12 protein-coding genes, 1 tRNA gene and 2 rRNA genes (1 of these 15 cut by a window edge) are annotated in these 16,250 nt (G+C 56.2%); 7 read left to right on the forward strand and 8 right to left on the reverse strand.

Features of this window, described 5'->3' with window-relative positions; translation table 11 throughout:
* Positions 1 to 3: 3 nt before the first annotated feature.
* The 3 genes from ONZ54_RS21935 to rfaD all read right to left on the reverse strand — a co-directional run bounded on the left by ONZ54_RS21935 (position 4) and on the right by rfaD (position 4,021).
* On the reverse strand, positions 4 to 1,764 hold the full coding sequence (locus ONZ54_RS21935) for a polysaccharide deacetylase family protein (protein ID WP_271787158.1): 1,761 nt from the start codon (positions 1,762 to 1,764) through the stop codon (positions 4 to 6).
* A gap of 90 nt (positions 1,765 to 1,854) precedes the next feature.
* Positions 1,855 to 2,976 carry a glycosyltransferase gene (locus ONZ54_RS21940; protein ID WP_271787159.1) on the reverse strand — a complete coding sequence of 374 codons (1,122 nt, stop codon included), beginning with the start codon at positions 2,974 to 2,976 and terminating at the stop codon, positions 1,855 to 1,857.
* An 85-nt stretch (positions 2,977 to 3,061) separates the two neighbouring features.
* On the reverse strand, positions 3,062 to 4,021 hold the full coding sequence (gene rfaD, locus ONZ54_RS21945) for an ADP-glyceromanno-heptose 6-epimerase (protein WP_096120032.1): 960 nt from the start codon (positions 4,019 to 4,021) through the stop codon (positions 3,062 to 3,064).
* Positions 4,022 to 4,167: 146 nt separating this feature from the next.
* Here rfaD and ONZ54_RS21950 point away from each other — a divergent pair, with 146 nt between their 5' ends.
* From ONZ54_RS21950 to ONZ54_RS21970, 5 genes are all read left to right on the forward strand, one after another.
* Positions 4,168 to 4,812 carry a TetR/AcrR family transcriptional regulator gene (locus ONZ54_RS21950; protein ID WP_005318149.1) on the forward strand — a complete coding sequence of 215 codons (645 nt, stop codon included), beginning with the start codon at positions 4,168 to 4,170 and terminating at the stop codon, positions 4,810 to 4,812.
* Between the two features lie 115 nt (positions 4,813 to 4,927).
* On the forward strand, positions 4,928 to 6,118 hold the full coding sequence (locus tag ONZ54_RS21955) for a glycine C-acetyltransferase (protein ID WP_271787160.1): 1,191 nt from the start codon (positions 4,928 to 4,930) through the stop codon (positions 6,116 to 6,118).
* Between the two features lie 68 nt (positions 6,119 to 6,186).
* Positions 6,187 to 7,215: an L-threonine 3-dehydrogenase gene (gene tdh, locus ONZ54_RS21960; protein ID WP_021140268.1), complete on the forward strand. Its 1,029-nt coding sequence runs from the start codon at positions 6,187 to 6,189 to the stop codon at positions 7,213 to 7,215.
* A gap of 197 nt (positions 7,216 to 7,412) precedes the next feature.
* Positions 7,413 to 7,868, forward strand: a complete 456-nt coding sequence (locus ONZ54_RS21965) for a c-type cytochrome (protein WP_005318144.1) — start codon at positions 7,413 to 7,415, stop codon at positions 7,866 to 7,868.
* Positions 7,869 to 7,952: 84 nt separating this feature from the next.
* Entirely contained in the window at positions 7,953 to 10,238 is a 2,286-nt protein-coding gene (locus tag ONZ54_RS21970) for a putative bifunctional diguanylate cyclase/phosphodiesterase (protein WP_271787161.1), read from the forward strand.
* Positions 10,239 to 10,248: 10 nt separating this feature from the next.
* Here ONZ54_RS21970 and rep read toward each other — a convergent pair whose 3' ends face one another.
* Positions 10,249 to 12,261, reverse strand: coding sequence for a DNA helicase Rep (gene rep, locus ONZ54_RS21975; RefSeq protein WP_155602341.1), 2,013 nt, complete (start codon positions 12,259 to 12,261; stop codon positions 10,249 to 10,251).
* A gap of 166 nt (positions 12,262 to 12,427) precedes the next feature.
* On the opposite strand from rep, the gene ONZ54_RS21980 reads away from it, so the two are divergent.
* Together ONZ54_RS21980 and ONZ54_RS21985 are read left to right on the forward strand one after the other, a co-directional pair.
* Positions 12,428 to 13,648, forward strand: a complete 1,221-nt coding sequence (locus ONZ54_RS21980; RefSeq protein WP_271787162.1) for a cysteine desulfurase — start codon at positions 12,428 to 12,430, stop codon at positions 13,646 to 13,648.
* A gap of 13 nt (positions 13,649 to 13,661) precedes the next feature.
* Positions 13,662 to 14,096, forward strand: a complete 435-nt coding sequence (locus ONZ54_RS21985) for a SufE family protein (protein ID WP_271787163.1) — start codon at positions 13,662 to 13,664, stop codon at positions 14,094 to 14,096.
* A 21-nt stretch (positions 14,097 to 14,117) separates the two neighbouring features.
* On the opposite strand, the gene tcdA is transcribed toward ONZ54_RS21985, so the two are convergent.
* From tcdA to ONZ54_RS22005, 4 genes are all read right to left on the reverse strand, one after another.
* Positions 14,118 to 14,954: a tRNA cyclic N6-threonylcarbamoyladenosine(37) synthase TcdA gene (tcdA, locus tag ONZ54_RS21990; RefSeq protein WP_271787164.1), complete on the reverse strand. Its 837-nt coding sequence runs from the start codon at positions 14,952 to 14,954 to the stop codon at positions 14,118 to 14,120.
* Between the two features lie 169 nt (positions 14,955 to 15,123).
* Positions 15,124 to 15,200 (reverse strand) — tRNA-Asp (locus ONZ54_RS21995).
* Between the two features lie 97 nt (positions 15,201 to 15,297).
* Positions 15,298 to 15,412: ribosomal RNA gene (gene rrf / locus ONZ54_RS22000) — 5S ribosomal RNA — on the reverse strand.
* Between the two features lie 121 nt (positions 15,413 to 15,533).
* Positions 15,534 to 16,250: ribosomal RNA gene (locus tag ONZ54_RS22005) — 23S ribosomal RNA — on the reverse strand; it runs 2,173 nt beyond the window's last position.

Genomic DNA, 16,250 nt, shown 5'->3' on the forward strand with positions numbered 1-16,250 from the left:
TTATTATTTCCTGAATACGTAGTTGCCCCGAATCTTCCGCCACAGGCCAAAAACATCGGTACGAGGGAAAATGGCGATGCGACGGATCCGATAGGGATCCTGATGCATGGCTCGGGGACCACTGTTAGTGGCTACGGCAAAGCGGTAACCAGCGGCCTGTGCCTGCTCCTTGGCGCTATCATCCATGTCCCCATAAGGGTAAGCAAACGACAGCAGCGAATAGCCAAGCAATGCCTCCAACTGTCGTTTATTTTCTCTTATTTCATGGGCTTGTTGCTCGGGGGGGAGCTTGCTCAGCCGTGGATGGGTCAGGGTATGGCCCCCAATCTCCACATGGCCGGAGGCCACCAGTGCTTTTATCTGCTCCCCATTCATCAGGGAAATCTGGGTATCCGGGTTGGTGGGGTGTTCCACGTCCCAGCGATTATGCTCCTCTCCCGTCACCACATATACCACGGCTTTGTAACCGTATTTTTCAAGCAATGGCAGCATGCGGGTCAGGTTGTCCTGGTAGCCGTCATCGGCGGTGATCATCAGGTACTTCTTGCCATATTCCAGGCGATGAATGAAGCCCCTGTCAGCCAGATCGCGGAAGGTCAGCGTCTCGTAGCCCAACCATTTCAGCAAGCGCAGATGCTTCTCAAACATGGCAATCGGCATCCAGGTACCATGCACCCCCTTCTCGCTGTCATGCTCGATAAAGCGGTGATACATGACGACAGGCATCTCCCGGCGCAGGGTCTCGACTACAGCATCCTGATAGACAGACTCCAGACCGGATACTACCCCTTGCAAGCCATACTCAGCCTGAATGCGCTGGCAAATAACGTCCGGCACACTCCGGCTGGCCAACGCAGGCAGAATTTGCGCCTTCAAGGCAGCGAAGTCGATAGCCAGATCCTTGGGGCCTATATCACCAAAGTTGCTGGCCAGCGCCTCCGCCAGATTCTGTTCAGTCACCAGACCAATCGCCTTGGCCTCGCCGATGGCAAACGCAGGGCGCCCGCACAGCAGTGCCTCCATTGCGACCCTACCAGCCCCGATCACCAGATCGCAACCCGCCAGCAAGGCAGGCACATCATCCACATAGCCGACAAAATCGACCTGGTTCTGAAAGCGACAGAAACGCTCGGGCACCTGACTGCCGCTCACCACACGAACCTGACAAGTGTCCAGATCAAGCACCTCATCCAGCAGGCGATAACAGAGCTCGCCCTTGGGACCGCTCAGGCGACCTATGATGGCGATCACAGGCCTGGCATTGTCAGGCACCGGCACAGGCTGGAACTTGTCGGTCTCGATACCGTTGCGCAGTACCTGCACTATGTCCGGATCCACCCCCAGGTTGTCGATGATCTGGTGGGCTATATCTTCACAGACAGCCACAGCCCTAAACCCAAGGGCATGGAAGGCCTTGCGAGAGGCGTGTACCGGCTGACGCCCATGTACCGTGGTGATCATAGGAGTACCGGTCAGTTTGCAGGCCACATAGCTGCTCCAGCCAGATGCACGGGAGTGGGCGTGTACCAACTGAATATGGTGCTTCTTGATGAGGTAGATGAGGTAAAACACATGCCAGAAACGGCGCAGTATGCTGCGCTTGTTGAAACGCAGCTTGAACACCGGCCCCAGGGTAGGCTTGGTCAGCGTATCCGATACGTAGCAAACCTGATGACCACGTCGGGTCAATTCGTTACCGACAGTGGTGGCATAGACCTCAGCTCCCGTCACTTCGAGCTGGGAGAGTGCCATCAATATGTTCATATTTTTCCCACCCACAACGTATTCTATACATCTCTCTACCATTGCATGAGAGAGCGGTAGACGAATTTCATCATGCCGATGAGGCGATGACTAGGTATTTAATAGTGTTTCAATATCTCGCATGCTGCGTTCGAAGCTGAAAAATTCAGATCGCTGCTTCGATAACTCAGCATAGCGTTCACGAATGGCATCATTCTCCAATAGCATTTTCAAACCATCAGCTAACGCTTGTGCATTCGCAATGGGTACCAAATGACCAAACTCCCCATTACTTAATGCCTCTTTGGGTCCGGTACAATCGGTTGACACAATGGGTTTGCCGAGCGTCATCGCTTCAACCAGTACAACTGGATACCCTTCATAATGAGAAGAAATGACAAATATGTCACAACCTGCAATGTAGGGATAAGGATTGTCTTTAAAACCAAGCAGACTAGTATTATCACCCAGTTGATGCTCTGTGATATAGGCTTCCAGAGTCGACCTGTCCGATCCTTCACCAAGAATCGTCAAGTGATAATTCAATCCCGCAGATATGTTTATTCTGTGAGCATCCAACAGAACATCAAATGCCTTTTGATCATTGAGCAAGCGACCAACAGCCAATACATTGAGACCCGAACCAACTCTGATTTTCTGTTCGCCACCATCAATGATTTTTTTTAGATCTATCGGGTTATAAATGACTGAGGTAATATCATTGAGAGCAGGGTAAAGACTCAAAACTGAATGCTTAGAACCTTCCGAAACACAGATTATTTGATCCATGCTCTCATATACGACCTTCTCTATCTCTCTTGGCAGGGTATGATGCTTCTCCAGGTCTATATGTACCCATGCTATTTTTTTCTTGGGACCATCCAGGTGAGATAATAGCAGACTACTGTCACCCTCCAGAAAAGAAACCCCGACATCATACTCCTCAGGAAACGACATGTTGGCTAGCCATGGCTTTGATAGAACTGCATTAAGCCATCTTTTCTTTAGCGAATACATCATTCCTCTACGGACTAGCCCCGTAGGCTCTGCATCTAGCAGGTATTTTATTTTTACATGAGATGGAATTTTTGATAGATACATTCCCTCACGTTTCAATAATAACAACGTGACGTCATACTTGATATCATCAAGACTATTGACAATATTAACCAATACCTTTTCAGCCCCTCCCCCCCCCAATGTCTCCATCAGGAATAGCACTTTCTTTTTCATACTTAAAGTCACTTCAGTTGGAGGTTTTAATACTAAAAATACGGGCCATCTCTTTAGGAGACGGCCCGGACTCCATAAGGCTGATTTACGCCCGGTTCAACCAGGCCATGTAATCGGCCACGCCTTCGGCCACTGTCTTGAACTCGCCGTCATAACCGACACCGCGCAGCCTGGTCAGGTCTGCCTGGGTGAAGCTCTGATAGCGACCCTTGAGATGATCCGGGAAAGGGATGTACTCGATGGCGCCCTGCTGGTGATGCTTGATCACGGCCTCGGCCACGTTCTGGAAAGGCTCGGCTCGGCCGGTGCCGCAGTTGAAGATGCCGGAGTGCTGCGGGTTCTGCCAGAACCAGAGGTTAACCTTGCAGACATCGTCCACATAGATGAAATCACGCATCTGGCCACCATCCGGGAAACCGTCACAGCCCTCGAACAGCTTGGGATTGTCACCCTGCTTCACCTGGGTATTGAGGTGGAAAGCCACAGAGGCCATGGAACCCTTGTGCTGCTCGCGCGGACCGTAGACGTTGAAGTACTTCAGACCCACGACCTGGGAGTTGATCTCCGGCAGCCAGCGGCGCACGTACTGGTCGAACAGCTGCTTGGAGTAGCCATAGACGTTGAGCGGCTGCTCGAACTTGGGATCTTCGATGAAGTTGTCGTTGCGGCCACCGTAGGTCGCGGCGGAGGAGGCGTAGATAAACGGGATTTCCCGCTCGATACAGTAGTGGAACAGATCCTTGGAGTACTCGTAGTTTACCTCCATGATGAACTTGCCATTCCACTCAGTGGTGGCGGAGCAGGCACCTTCATGGAAGATCACCTCGATGCCGTCATCCCACTCTTCAAACTCGTCACCGGAGACGATCCGCGCCTGGAACTCGTCCTTATCCATGTAATCGGCAATGGTCAGGTCGACCAGATTGACGAACTTGGTGCCGTCGGTCAGGTCATCGATGACCACGATATCGGTCCGTCCTTGAGCGTTCAGCTGCTTGACCAGATTGCTGCCGATAAAGCCAGCACCGCCAGTTACTACGATCATGGAGTTTGCCTCGCGTACGTTGATGGTCACATGTGACTGCTTGTTAAAGCTGTGTATAGTGAGCCAATTTGAAATTGCCGAAAAGTTTATCACGGGCCGCAAGGGGATTCGACCTTGATGCAAGGGGCCCGCCAGAGGGAACAGTGATGAAAACCAGAGACAGGATCATTCACAGCGCCACCGAGCTGTTCAACGATCAGGGTGAACGCAACATCACCACCAACCACATTGCCGCCCATCTGGGCATCAGCCCAGGCAACCTTTATTACCACTTCAGGAATAAAGAAGACATCATCCACTCGATTTTTGATCAATATGCCCGTCACCTGAGCGAGAGCTTCACCCCGGCGCGCAGCAACGAGATCAAGCTGGAAAACCTGATGGGCTACCTGGATGCCATCTTTTATCTGATGTGGCAGTTCCGTTTTTTCTACGCAAATTTACCGGATATCCTCAGTCGCGATGAGCCATTGCAGCAGAAGTATCTCAAGGCCCAGGAGCAGTTGCGCTCCTCCGTGGTCGCCCTGCTCAGGAGCCTGCGCGAAGGGGGTATCATAGATGTCAACGACGAGGACCTGCCCGACCTTGGCCAGACCATCAAGATGGTGGTGACCTGCTGGATCCCGTTCCAGATTGCCCAGGCCCCCCATACCCGTATCACCAAGCCACTGCTCTACCAGGGGGTATTGCGGGTGCTGTTCCTGCTGCGTCCCTATATCCAGCCCCAGGTGGCCGGGCAGATCCGTCAGCTGGAGCAGCATTACAGTCAACTGGCCCAACCAGCAGGGTGAGATCTGTTTCACAATTGTTGAATGTCAGCACAATCATTTGAATTCACCGCAACAGATTGCAGTAAAATACTGCCCATTGTTGATAAACAGCTGCAATAGCCAATAAGGATCGAGGATGTCTAACGGATTCTATCGTCACCTGACCGAGCAACTTGGCCAAGTACAGGCTGAAGGATTGTACAAGCAGGAGCGCATCATCACCTCGGCCCAACAGGCCCAGATTGCGGTGGGCGGTGAGCAGGTACTGAACTTCTGTGCCAACAACTACCTGGGACTGGCCAACCACAAGGACCTTATCGAAGCAGCCCATCAGGGGCTCGATAGCCACGGCTTCGGCATGGCCTCAGTGCGCTTCATCTGCGGTACCCAAGACAACCACAAGGTGCTGGAACAGAAGCTCTCTGCCTTCCTCGGCACCGAGGATACCATCCTCTACTCCTCCTGCTTCGATGCCAACGGCGGCTTGTTCGAAACCCTGTTCGGTGCCGAAGACGCTATCATTTCCGATGCCCTCAACCACGCCTCCATCATAGACGGCGTGCGGCTGTGCAAGGCCAGGCGTTATCGCTATGCCAACAACGACATGGCCGAGCTGGAAGCCCAGCTCAAACAGGCCAACGCCGATGGTGCCCGTTTCAAGTTGATCGCCACCGACGGCGTCTTCTCCATGGATGGGGTCATAGCCGATCTGAAATCCATCTGCGATCTGGCCGACAAGTACGATGCCCTGGTGATGGTGGATGATTCCCACGCAGTCGGATTCATTGGCGACAACGGTCGTGGCACCCATGAATACTGCGGTGTGCTGGACAGAGTCGACATCATTACCGGCACCCTGGGCAAGGCACTGGGAGGCGCCTCCGGTGGCTACACCTCAGGCAAGAAAGAGGTTATCGACTGGCTGCGTCAACGCTCCCGTCCCTACCTCTTCTCCAACTCGCTGGCCCCCTCCATCGTCTCGGCCACCATCAAGGTGATCGACATGCTGGCCGAAGGTCACGAGCTGCGCGCCCGCCTGAAAGAGAACAGCCGTTACTTCCGCGAGCGGATGAGCGCTGCTGGCTTCACCCTGGCAGGTGCCGATCACGCCATTATTCCTGTGATGCTGGGGGATGCCAAGCTGGCCTCCGAGATGGCGAGCCGCATGCTGGCCGCCGGCATCTACGTGGTGGGCTTCTCCTTCCCTGTCGTCCCCAAGGGCCAGGCCCGCATTCGCACCCAGATGTCCGCCGCTCATACCCGTGAACAGCTGGACAAGGCGATCGATGCCTTCATCGGCATCGGCCGCGAACTCGGTGTCATCTGATTTGAACCAAGGGGCTGCAGCCCCTTTTTTCTGCATTCATCGTGATTGACTGGCATGAAGGAACAACCATGAAAGCACTCTCCAAACTCAAAGCCGAAGTCGGCATCTGGATGACGGATGTCCCGGCACCCGAGCTAGGCCACAACGATCTGCTGATCAAGATCCGCAAGACCGCCATCTGTGGCACCGACATGCACATCTACAACTGGGACGAATGGGCCCAAAAGACCATCCCCGTGCCCATGGTGGTCGGTCATGAATACGTGGGCGAAGTGGTCGCCGTCGGCCAGGAAGTGCGTGGCTTCGCCGTGGGGGATCGGGTCTCCGGCGAGGGCCACATTACCTGCGGTCACTGCCGTAACTGCCGGGCCGGCCGCACCCACCTGTGCCGCAACACCATAGGGGTCGGCGTCAACCGCCCGGGTTCCTTCGCCGAATATCTGGTGATCCCGGCCTTCAACGCTTTCAAGCTGCCCGACAACATCCCCGATGAACTGGCCGCCATTTTCGACCCGTTCGGCAATGCAGTGCACACTGCGCTCTCCTTCGACTTGGTGGGCGAAGACGTGCTCATCACAGGTGCAGGCCCCATCGGCATCATGGCTGCAGCCGTCTGTCGCCACGTGGGAGCCCGTCATGTGGTGATCACGGACGTCAACGAATATCGGCTGGAGCTGGCTCGCAAGATGGGTGCCACCCGCGCCGTCAACGTCAGCAAAGAGAAACTTGCTGACGTGATGAGCGAACTCGGCATGACTGAAGGCTTCGACGTGGGGCTGGAGATGTCCGGTGTGCCCTCGGCCTTCCAGGACATGATCGACAAGATGAACCACGGCGGCAAAATTGCCATGCTCGGCATCCCCCCCTCCACCATGGCCATAGACTGGAACAAGGTGATCTTCAAGGGACTGTTTATCAAAGGGATCTACGGCCGCGAGATGTTCGAGACCTGGTACAAGATGGCAAGTCTGATCCAGTCAGGTCTGGATCTCACTCCCATCATCACCCATCATTTCCATATCGATGACTTCCAGCAAGGCTTCGAAGCCATGGGGTCAGGCAAGTCCGGCAAGGTAATCCTCAGCTGGGACAAATAAGCCCTTGGGTCGCCCTCTTTCATGAAACCCGGTGAATACCGGGTTTTTTTATCATGCATCCTCACCAGTTTGTGATCTGACGAAGAAACTTTGCACGCAGAGTGCTTAACACTTCACACACAAGCGTTTAAATGGCTGTAACTATTCGGTTATAATCCAGCCGTTTTCTAGGGATAATAAAAGCCTGCTGGGAGTACATGAGCGTGTTGAAAAAACTGAGCTATTTGCTGGCTGTCGGAATGACGGCTGCCAGTTTGTCCGGCGTTGTACTTGCTGCCGATGAGATGTCACCGGACGCGATTGCCGAGCGGATCAAGCCCGTCGGTCAGGTCTATACCGCCAAGGAACTGGAAGGGATTGCGACTGCAGGCGCAGCTCCTGTGGCGGCAGCACCATCCGGCCCACGTGATGGCGAGGCCGTGTACAAAGGGGCGTGCTTTGCCTGTCATGACATGGGTATTGCCGGTGCCCCCAAACGCGGAGACAAGGCTGTGTGGGAGCCACGCATAGCACAAGGCATTGATATATTAAAGAAACATGCAATTGAAGGCTTCACCGGCAAGAGCGGTGTGATGCCAGCACGAGGGACTTGCGTCACCTGTAGCGATGAAGAGATCGAAAACGCCATTCACTACATGACCGACAACCTCTAAGTGATTGAAAGGGCCGCAATTGCGGCCCTTTCAATCTGTTTACTTCCGACTACTCTTTGTAAGGTAGGCAAACCGGGAGTTTCTATGTCAGCCCAACCCACAGCACCGCATTACTCGACTCCCTTGTTGGCGTTGGTCTCCTCTATTATGGATTTCCCAGCACCCTCCGAGGCAACCCCCAAAGAGTATGACACCCTGATCCAGCAGCTGAACCAGCTCTGTCCTCTGCAACATTTTGGCATATTGGGCTTATCGGAAGCGGGGCTGCACTGGGTCTGCGAGCATCAGATTTCTGACCGTTTCAAACTGCAGCTGGGGCTGGAGGAGTCGCGGATCTCTGATCAGCTTGACCAGCTCGATGAGGCAAAAGGCTGGTGCATACTGCCGGTCGAGCACGGTCAGATACAGTGGTTACTGGCCTGCTGTCAGCCCAAGGATCTGCCCACACTGCGCCTGTTGCTGGAATGTCTCGCCAAGCGGCTGAATGAAACCCAGGCGGGCTCCCAGCTATCGGAACTGGCCTCCCCCCTTATCCGCAAGGATCCTGACTGGCAAAAAAAAATTGAGAGCATCAATCGCATTATCCGCCTGGCCAATACCCTGCCCAGCCAGGCACTGTTCTCCCAGCTGGAAGCTGTGCTACGCCAGATACTGGCCATTCAGGACATGTTGCTGGTCCGAATCGACAGCCATCGGCTGGAAAAAATATATCCCGAGCAGCCACCGCACAGCGATGAGTTCATCACCAGCCTGTGCCACAGCACCAACAACATGGAACAGCACAAAGAGCAGTTGCACTGGTACAGCCAGCCCTTGCGCCTGCAGCAGCAATACTTCGCCCACTTCCTTATCAGTACTCAGCAGCCGCTGGAGACAGATAACCGGTTGTTCCTCGACTTCCTGCGCAGCCAGCTGACCCTGTTGCTGGAGCTGAGGCGGATCCGGCAGCAGCTGCACGACATCAACTCGGAAGACTCCATCAACCAGCGCCTGCAACAGCTGCGGCAGACCAATCTCAGATTGCAGAAGCAACTCAAGCAACACCAGGAGCTCGAACGCAGGCTGCAATTCGATGCGCTTCACGACCCACTGACCCAGCTGCCCAACCGCGCACTGTTGATGAACCACCTCAACCACGCCATGACCCACTTCCACCGCTACAAGACGCCGGGATTTGCACTCATCTTCGTCGATGTGGATCACTTCAAGCAGGTCAATGACACCCTGGGCCATAGCGCTGGCGATCAGTTGCTCAAAGAGATGAGTCGCCGTCTGCAAACCTGCATCAGACAAAACGACATGGTGGCCAGACTGGGAGGGGACGAATTCGTCATCTACTTGGACAACAGCAAGGACGAGGAGGATATCAGCCCTGTTCTCAACCGCGTCATCAGCCGCCTCTCCTATCCGTTCCGGCTGCAGGGCAATGAGCTGAGCATCACGGTCAGCCTGGGTGTGGCCAGTGTGTCGGAGCAGACTTCAGATATCAGTCAACTGCTGCATCAGGCCGACCTGGCCATGTATCAGGCCAAACGCAACGGTCGCAGCCGCATTGTCAGCTATTCGGAAGAGTGCTCGGCCCAGACCTGGACCTCACCGGAGGAGATGCTGGCCAGAGCCCTGCGAGAGGGGCGCATAGTGCCTTATTTCCAGCCGGTGATCCGGCTCAAGGACAGTCGCCTGACAGGGCTGGAGGTGATGGCTCGCTGGATCACGGAGGAGGGTGTACTCAAGGATGCCTTCGACTTCATCCCGTTGGCGGAGCAGTGCGGCCTTATTCAGGAACTGGATTACCAGATATTGCGCCACACCTGCCAACAACTGAAGAACTGGCTGCCCATGTCGGGCCAGAGCAAGTTCAAGGTTGCGATCAACCTCTCCGGCAAGCATCTGGTCAACCACGATCAGATCATGCGACTGGTCGACATTATTGAGAGCGAGGGGATAGCACCGGGTTACCTGATTTTCGAATTCAACGAGCGGGAGCTGTCGCGGCAGGATTCCGATGCCCTCACCTCTTTACACGAGCTGAGGGCCAAAGGCATTCAGATCAGTCTGGATGATTTTGGCACCGGCTTCTCCTCCCTCAACGCCCTGTTCCACTTCCCGGTGGACTACATCAAGGTGGATGACAGCTTCACCCATCGCATGCTGCAATCCCCCAAGGATCTGGCGCTGATCCGCGCTATGCGGGACATCTGCCAGGATCTGGATTTCACTCTGGTAGTCGAAGGGATCGAGAACCAGCAGCAATTGCAGAAGCTGATCGACATGGGCTGCCTGATGGGACAAGGACGCTACATTTCACCACCCATGCCGGGGGCAGATATCGCTCCCCTGCTCAGCCAGACCAAGGGTGAACGCGGCTAGCTGTGTCGGCTCAATCCTTCTTGAACAGCGCTCGCAGGTTGGCGACGCCGACCTGCCCTTTCTGCTGGCGCTCCTCTGCCGTCACCTTCTTCTGGTTCTCCCACTCCAGATCGTCCTGGGGCAGCTCCAGCAGGAAGCGGCTCGGCTCGGGCCTTACCGACTCGCCATACTGGCGCCGCTCTTTGCAGAGGGTGAAGGTGAGCTCGGTCTGGGCACGGGTAATGCCCACGTAGGCCAGGCGCCGCTCTTCCTCCACGTTGTCTTCATCGATACTGGTCTGATGGGGCAACAGGCCCTCTTCCATCCCAACCATGAAGACATAGGGGAACTCCAGCCCCTTGGAGGCGTGCAGTGTCATCAGCTGCACCTGATCGGCGTCATCTTCTCCTTCGTTGCGCTCCATCATGTCGCGCAAGGTAAGGCGGGTGACCACCTGGGCGAGCGTCATCGACTCTTCCAGCTCATCCCCTTCCAGCATTTCGGTGATCCAGCGGTAGAGGGTGGAGACGTTCTGCATCCGCATCTCGGCCGCTTTGGGGCTGGGTGAGGTTTCGTAGAGCCACTCTTCGTAGTGGATCTCCTTGATCATGTCCCGCACCGCCTCAACCGGGTTGCCGCGCTGCGCCTGCTCGCCTAATCGCACCAGCCAGTTGGTAAATGCTTGTAGTGCACTCAAGCCACGGCCGGAAAGAGACTGTTCCAGCCCCAGCTCGAAGCTGGCCGCAAACAGGCTCTTGCCGCGCTGGTTGGCATACTGACCCAGTTTTTCGAGCGTGGTGGGGCCGATTTCACGGCGCGGCAGGTTGACCACCCGCAGGAAGGCGGTGTCCTCGTCCGGATTCACCAGCAGCTTGAGATAAGCCATGATGTCCTTGATCTCGGTACGGGAGAAGAAAGAGGTACCGCCCGAGATGCGATAGGGGATGCGGTTGGTCATCAGCGCCTTCTCGAAGATGCGCGACTGATGGTTGCCACGATAGAGAATGGCGTAATCCTTGAACCGGGTGCGGTTCATGAACTTGTGCCCCATCAGCTCGGCGGCGATCCGCTCCGCCTCGTGCTCCTCGTTCTTGGCAAACAACACTTTGACCGGCACCCCGTAATCGAGCTCGGAGAAGAGCGCCTTGTCGAACACGTGAGGGTTGTTGGCAATCAATATGTTGGCGCATTTCAGAATGCGCCCCTTGGAGCGGTAGTTCTGTTCCAGCTTGATGAGCTTGAGACTCGGAAAGTCTTCGTTGAGCAGCACCAGATTCTGCGGCTTGGCACCGCGCCAGGAGTAGATGGACTGGTCATCGTCCCCTACCACGGTAAAGCGGGCCCGCTCACCGACGATCTGCTTCACCAGCTCGTATTGGCTGGTGTTGGTGTCCTGGTACTCATCGACCAGCAGGTAGCGGATCTTGTTTTGCCAGCGGGTGCGGACCTCTTCATTGCTCTTGAGCAGCAGGGTCGGCATCACGATAAGGTCATCGAAGTCGAGCGCGTTATAGGCCACCATCTGGCGGTGATAGCGCTCGTAGAGCTGGGCCATCAGCACCTCTTCCGGCCCCTGGGCGATACGCATGGCACGCGCCGGCAGTATGAGGTCGTTCTTCCAGTTGGAGATCTGGCTGATCAGGGCCGACAGCTTGTCCTTGTCGTTGTCGAGCTCGTCTTCGGTCAGCTCCTTGAGCAGCGCCAGCTGGTCGGTGTCATCGAACAGGGAGAAGTTCGCCTTGAGATTCAGGCTCTTGTGCTCACGGCGTATGATGTCGAGGCCCAGGGTATGGAAGGTGGAAACCATGAGTCCCCGCGCCTCCTTGCGACCCAGAGTCTGGCCGACACGCTCCTTCATCTCCCGCGCCGCCTTGTTGGTGAAGGTGACGGCCGCTATGTTGCGGGCGTTATAGCCACACTGTTGCACCAGATAGGCGATCTTGTTGGTGATGACGCGCGTCTTGCCCGATCCGGCTCCCGCCAGCACCAGGCAAGGGCCGGAGACAAACTTGACCGCTTCGTTCTGATTGGGGTTGAGCTTCATGGGCCGGATCTCTTGGCTTATGATGAGGGGCGGCATTGTAACAGAAATCAGCGGGCGAGCCGCATCGCTGCGCCACACACCATCAGTCGGCAAGCATCATGCGCCTTGTGTTCGAACGCCATTTTCAGGATCATGGCCGCCTTTTCCAGACGATGACGAGGGGAGCATGAATCAGCAACAGCACGCCCGACTGCGCGGCCAGTTTCCGGCCTTGGCGCAGCAGGTCAACGGCCACCCTCTGATCTACCTGGACAATGCCGCCACCACACAGAAGCCGCAAGCGGTGCTGGATGCCATCGCGCACTACTATCGGGCCGACAACGCCAACGTTCACCGCGCCGCCCATGCTCTGAGCGGCCGGGCCACTCGAGCCTTCGAGGCTGCCCGCGAGACGATCGCCCGCTTCATCAATGCGCCTCACTGTCGCGAGGTGATCTGGACCCGCGGTACAACCGAGGCAATCAACCTGGTGGCCCAAAGCTGGGGAATGAGCGAGCTAAAAGCGGGGGACGAAATCGTACTCAGCACCCTGGAGCACCACGCCAACATAGTCCCCTGGCAGCTGATTGCCCAGCGCACCGGCGCCGTTGTCCGGGTCATTCCCCTCGATGAGCGGGGCGATCTGGATATGGCCGCCTATCTAGCCATGCTGGGACCGCGCACCCGACTGGTGAGCGTGGCCCATGTATCCAATGCCCTCGGCACCGTCAATCCGGTATCGCAGATAGTAACTGCCGCCAAAGCTGTCGGCGCCCTGACCCTGATCGACGGCGCCCAGGCGATAGCTCACCTCGAGGTAGATGTGCAGGCCATAGGGTGCGACTTCTATGCTTTCTCCGGCCACAAGCTCTATGGCCCGACCGGGATCGGCGTGCTGTGGGGCCGTACCGAGCTATTGGAACGGATGCCGCCATGGCAAGCTGGCGGCGAGATGATCGACAGGGTCAGTTTCAGCGGTACCACCTTCAACGCCCTGCCCTTCAAGTTCGAGGCAGGTACCCCGCACATCGCCGGTGCCATAGGCCTGGCTGCCGCCATCGACTTTTTTATGCAACAAGACAGGGTTGCCCTGGTTCACCACGAGCAAGTACTCACCGACCATCTGGTGGCAGGTCTGCGGCAGGTACCGGGCCTGCGTCTTGTCGGTGAACCCGGCCAGCGCGCCGGCGCCGTATCCTTCTTGCTGGATGACATCCATCCCCAGGATGCCGCCACCCTGCTCGACATGCAGGGCATAGCGCTGCGGGTCGGCCATCACTGCGCCATGCCGCTGATGGAGAGCCTTGGCATCAGCGGTACTATGAGGGCCTCGCTGGCCTGTTACAACAATCAAGACGACGTGGATGCCCTGCTGGCGGCTCTGCGCAAACTCAGTGACTTCTTCTAAGGCAGACAACCTCATGAACAGCCTCGCAACCTATACCCAGATCGGTCTAGAACCCAATGCCGAGGGCATCCGCCAACAATTTGCGGCCGCCCACGGCTGGGAAAACCAGTACCGGCTCATCATCCAGCTCGGCAAGCTGCTACCCGTCCTGCCTGCCGAGTGGCAGCAGGAGGAGTTTCGTCTCAAGGGGTGTGAAAGCCAGGCCTGGCTGAAAGGGGAGCAGGGAGAGGATGACCGTTGGCATTTTGCCTGCGACTCGGACGCCCGCATAGTGCGCGGCCTCATCGTCATCGTGCTCGCGGCGCTCAACCACCAATCCGCAGAGGCCATTCAAGGCTTTGATATGGAAGCCTATTTCACCGAACTGGGGCTTGAGAAATACTTGAGCCCGTCACGGGGTAACGGGCTCAGAGCGATCGTGCTGGCGATCCGGGAGCAGGCAGTCTAATCCGCCTTGTTCAGTGGTCGATTACGCTTCGCTAATCGACCCTACTTCTTCATTCCCGGCCTCTTTTTCGGCGCGAGCACCCCGCTCGGCAATCTTCTTCAATACCCTGGACGCGGCAACCAACCCAAAGGTTGCCGTCACCGGCGTCACAGCACCAAAGCCGGAGGCACAATCCATCTTCATGTTGCCATCGCTGGCGGCCTTGGCCTGACAGGTGCCACCATTGCCATCCGGGTAGCTCAACTGCTCGGTTGAAAAGACACACTCCACTCCGAACTTGCGAGCAGGATTCTTGCTGAAATTGTGCAGCCGGCGCAGGTCGGAGCGCACCTTGGCGGCCAGCGGATCCTGAATGGTCTTGGCCAGATCGGCCACTGTGATTTGGGTCGGATCCATCTGCCCGCCAGCACCACCCGCCACAATCACCGGGATCTTGTTGCGCTTGCAGAAGGCAATCAACGCCACCTTGGCCTTGACCGAGTCGATGGCGTCCACCACATAGTCAAACTCCCGCTTGATGTGCTCAGCCTGATTATCAGGGGTGACGAAGTCATCCACCTCGATCACCTCGCAATCGGGGTTGATGGCGCGAATACGCTCTGCCATCACCTCGGTTTTGAGGCGACCAACCGTACCCTGCATGGCGTGGATCTGGCGATTGGTGTTGGTGATGCAGATATCATCCATGTCGATCAGGGTGATCTGGTTGATGCCGGCACGGGCCAGCGCCTCCGCTGCCCAGGAGCCTACCCCGCCGATCCCCACCACACAGACCTTGGCCAGGCTAAAGGAACGCAGTGCGTTCTGACCATAAAGACGGGCAATGCCCCCGAATCGCTGTAGATATTCTGCTTTCATACCATCACCTTGCTTGAGGGCGGCCATTATAGCGGCAACGACAGCCAGCGGCGAACATCAAGATGCCTCGGCATGGAGAAAGGAAGAGGAGGTGGAGAATGGTGACCGCTGACTTTGCAGTTTCGGAAATGAAAAAAGCCCAGTCTTTCGACTGGGCTTCTCAATTTAGTGGCGGAGCGGACGGGACTCGAACCCGCGACCCCCGGCGTGACAGGCCGGTATTCTAACCAACTGAACTACCGCTCCGCTATTTGGTTAGCTTTTCGCTAAATCTTTTGCCGATTATCAGAGGTGTCATCCTCTCGGCCAATCATGCATTCTGTGCACAACTGTTTAATTGGGTGCCTGGCAGTGTCCTACTCTCGCATGGCGAATGCCACACTACCATCGGCGCTACCGCGTTTCACTTCTGAGTTCGGCATGGGATCAGGTGGTTCCACGGCGCTATGGCCGCCAGGCAAATTCTTCAATCTGAGAAAGCTGACGTGAATAACGATTTGCCTGTTGGCTTCGCTATCACTGAATTAGGTAGTAGTTCTTCGATTTGCTACAAGCCTTAGAACACTTCTTGGGTGTTGTATGGTTAAGCCTCACGGGTAATTAGTATGGGTTAGCTCAACACGTCGCCGCGCTTATACACCCCACCTATCAACGTTGTGGTCTCCAACGGCCCTTTAGGACCCTCAAGGGGTCAGGGATGACTCATCTCAGGGCTCGCTTCCCGCTTAGATGCTTTCAGCGGTTATCGATTCCGAACTTAGCTACCGGGCAGTGCCACTGGCGTGACAACCCGAACACCAGAGGTTCGTTCACTCCGGTCCTCTCGTACTAGGAGCAACTCCCTTCAATCATCCAACGCCCACGGCAGATAGGGACCGAACTGTCTCACGACGTTCTGAACCCAGCTCGCGTACCACTTTAAATGGCGAACAGCCATACCCTTGGGACCGACTTCAGCCCCAGGATGTGATGAGCCGACATCGAGGTGCCAAACACCGCCGTCGATATGAACTCTTGGGCGGTATCAGCCTGTTATCCCCGGAGTACCTTTTATCCGTTGAGCGATGGCCCTTCCATTCAGAACCACCGGATCACTATGACCTACTTTCGTACCTGCTCGACCTGTCCGTCTCGCAGTTAAGCTGGCTTATGCCATTGCACTAACCTCCTGATGTCCGACCAGGATTAGCCAACCTTCGTGCTCCTCCGTTACTCTTTGGGAGGAGACCGCCCCAGTCAAACTACCCACCAGGCACTGTCCGCGAGCCCGATTCAGGGCCCTGCGTTAGAACATCA

Origin of the sequence: Aeromonas salmonicida (assembly GCF_028355655.1) — a bacterium.
Classification (GTDB): domain Bacteria; phylum Pseudomonadota; class Gammaproteobacteria; order Enterobacterales; family Aeromonadaceae; genus Aeromonas; species Aeromonas salmonicida.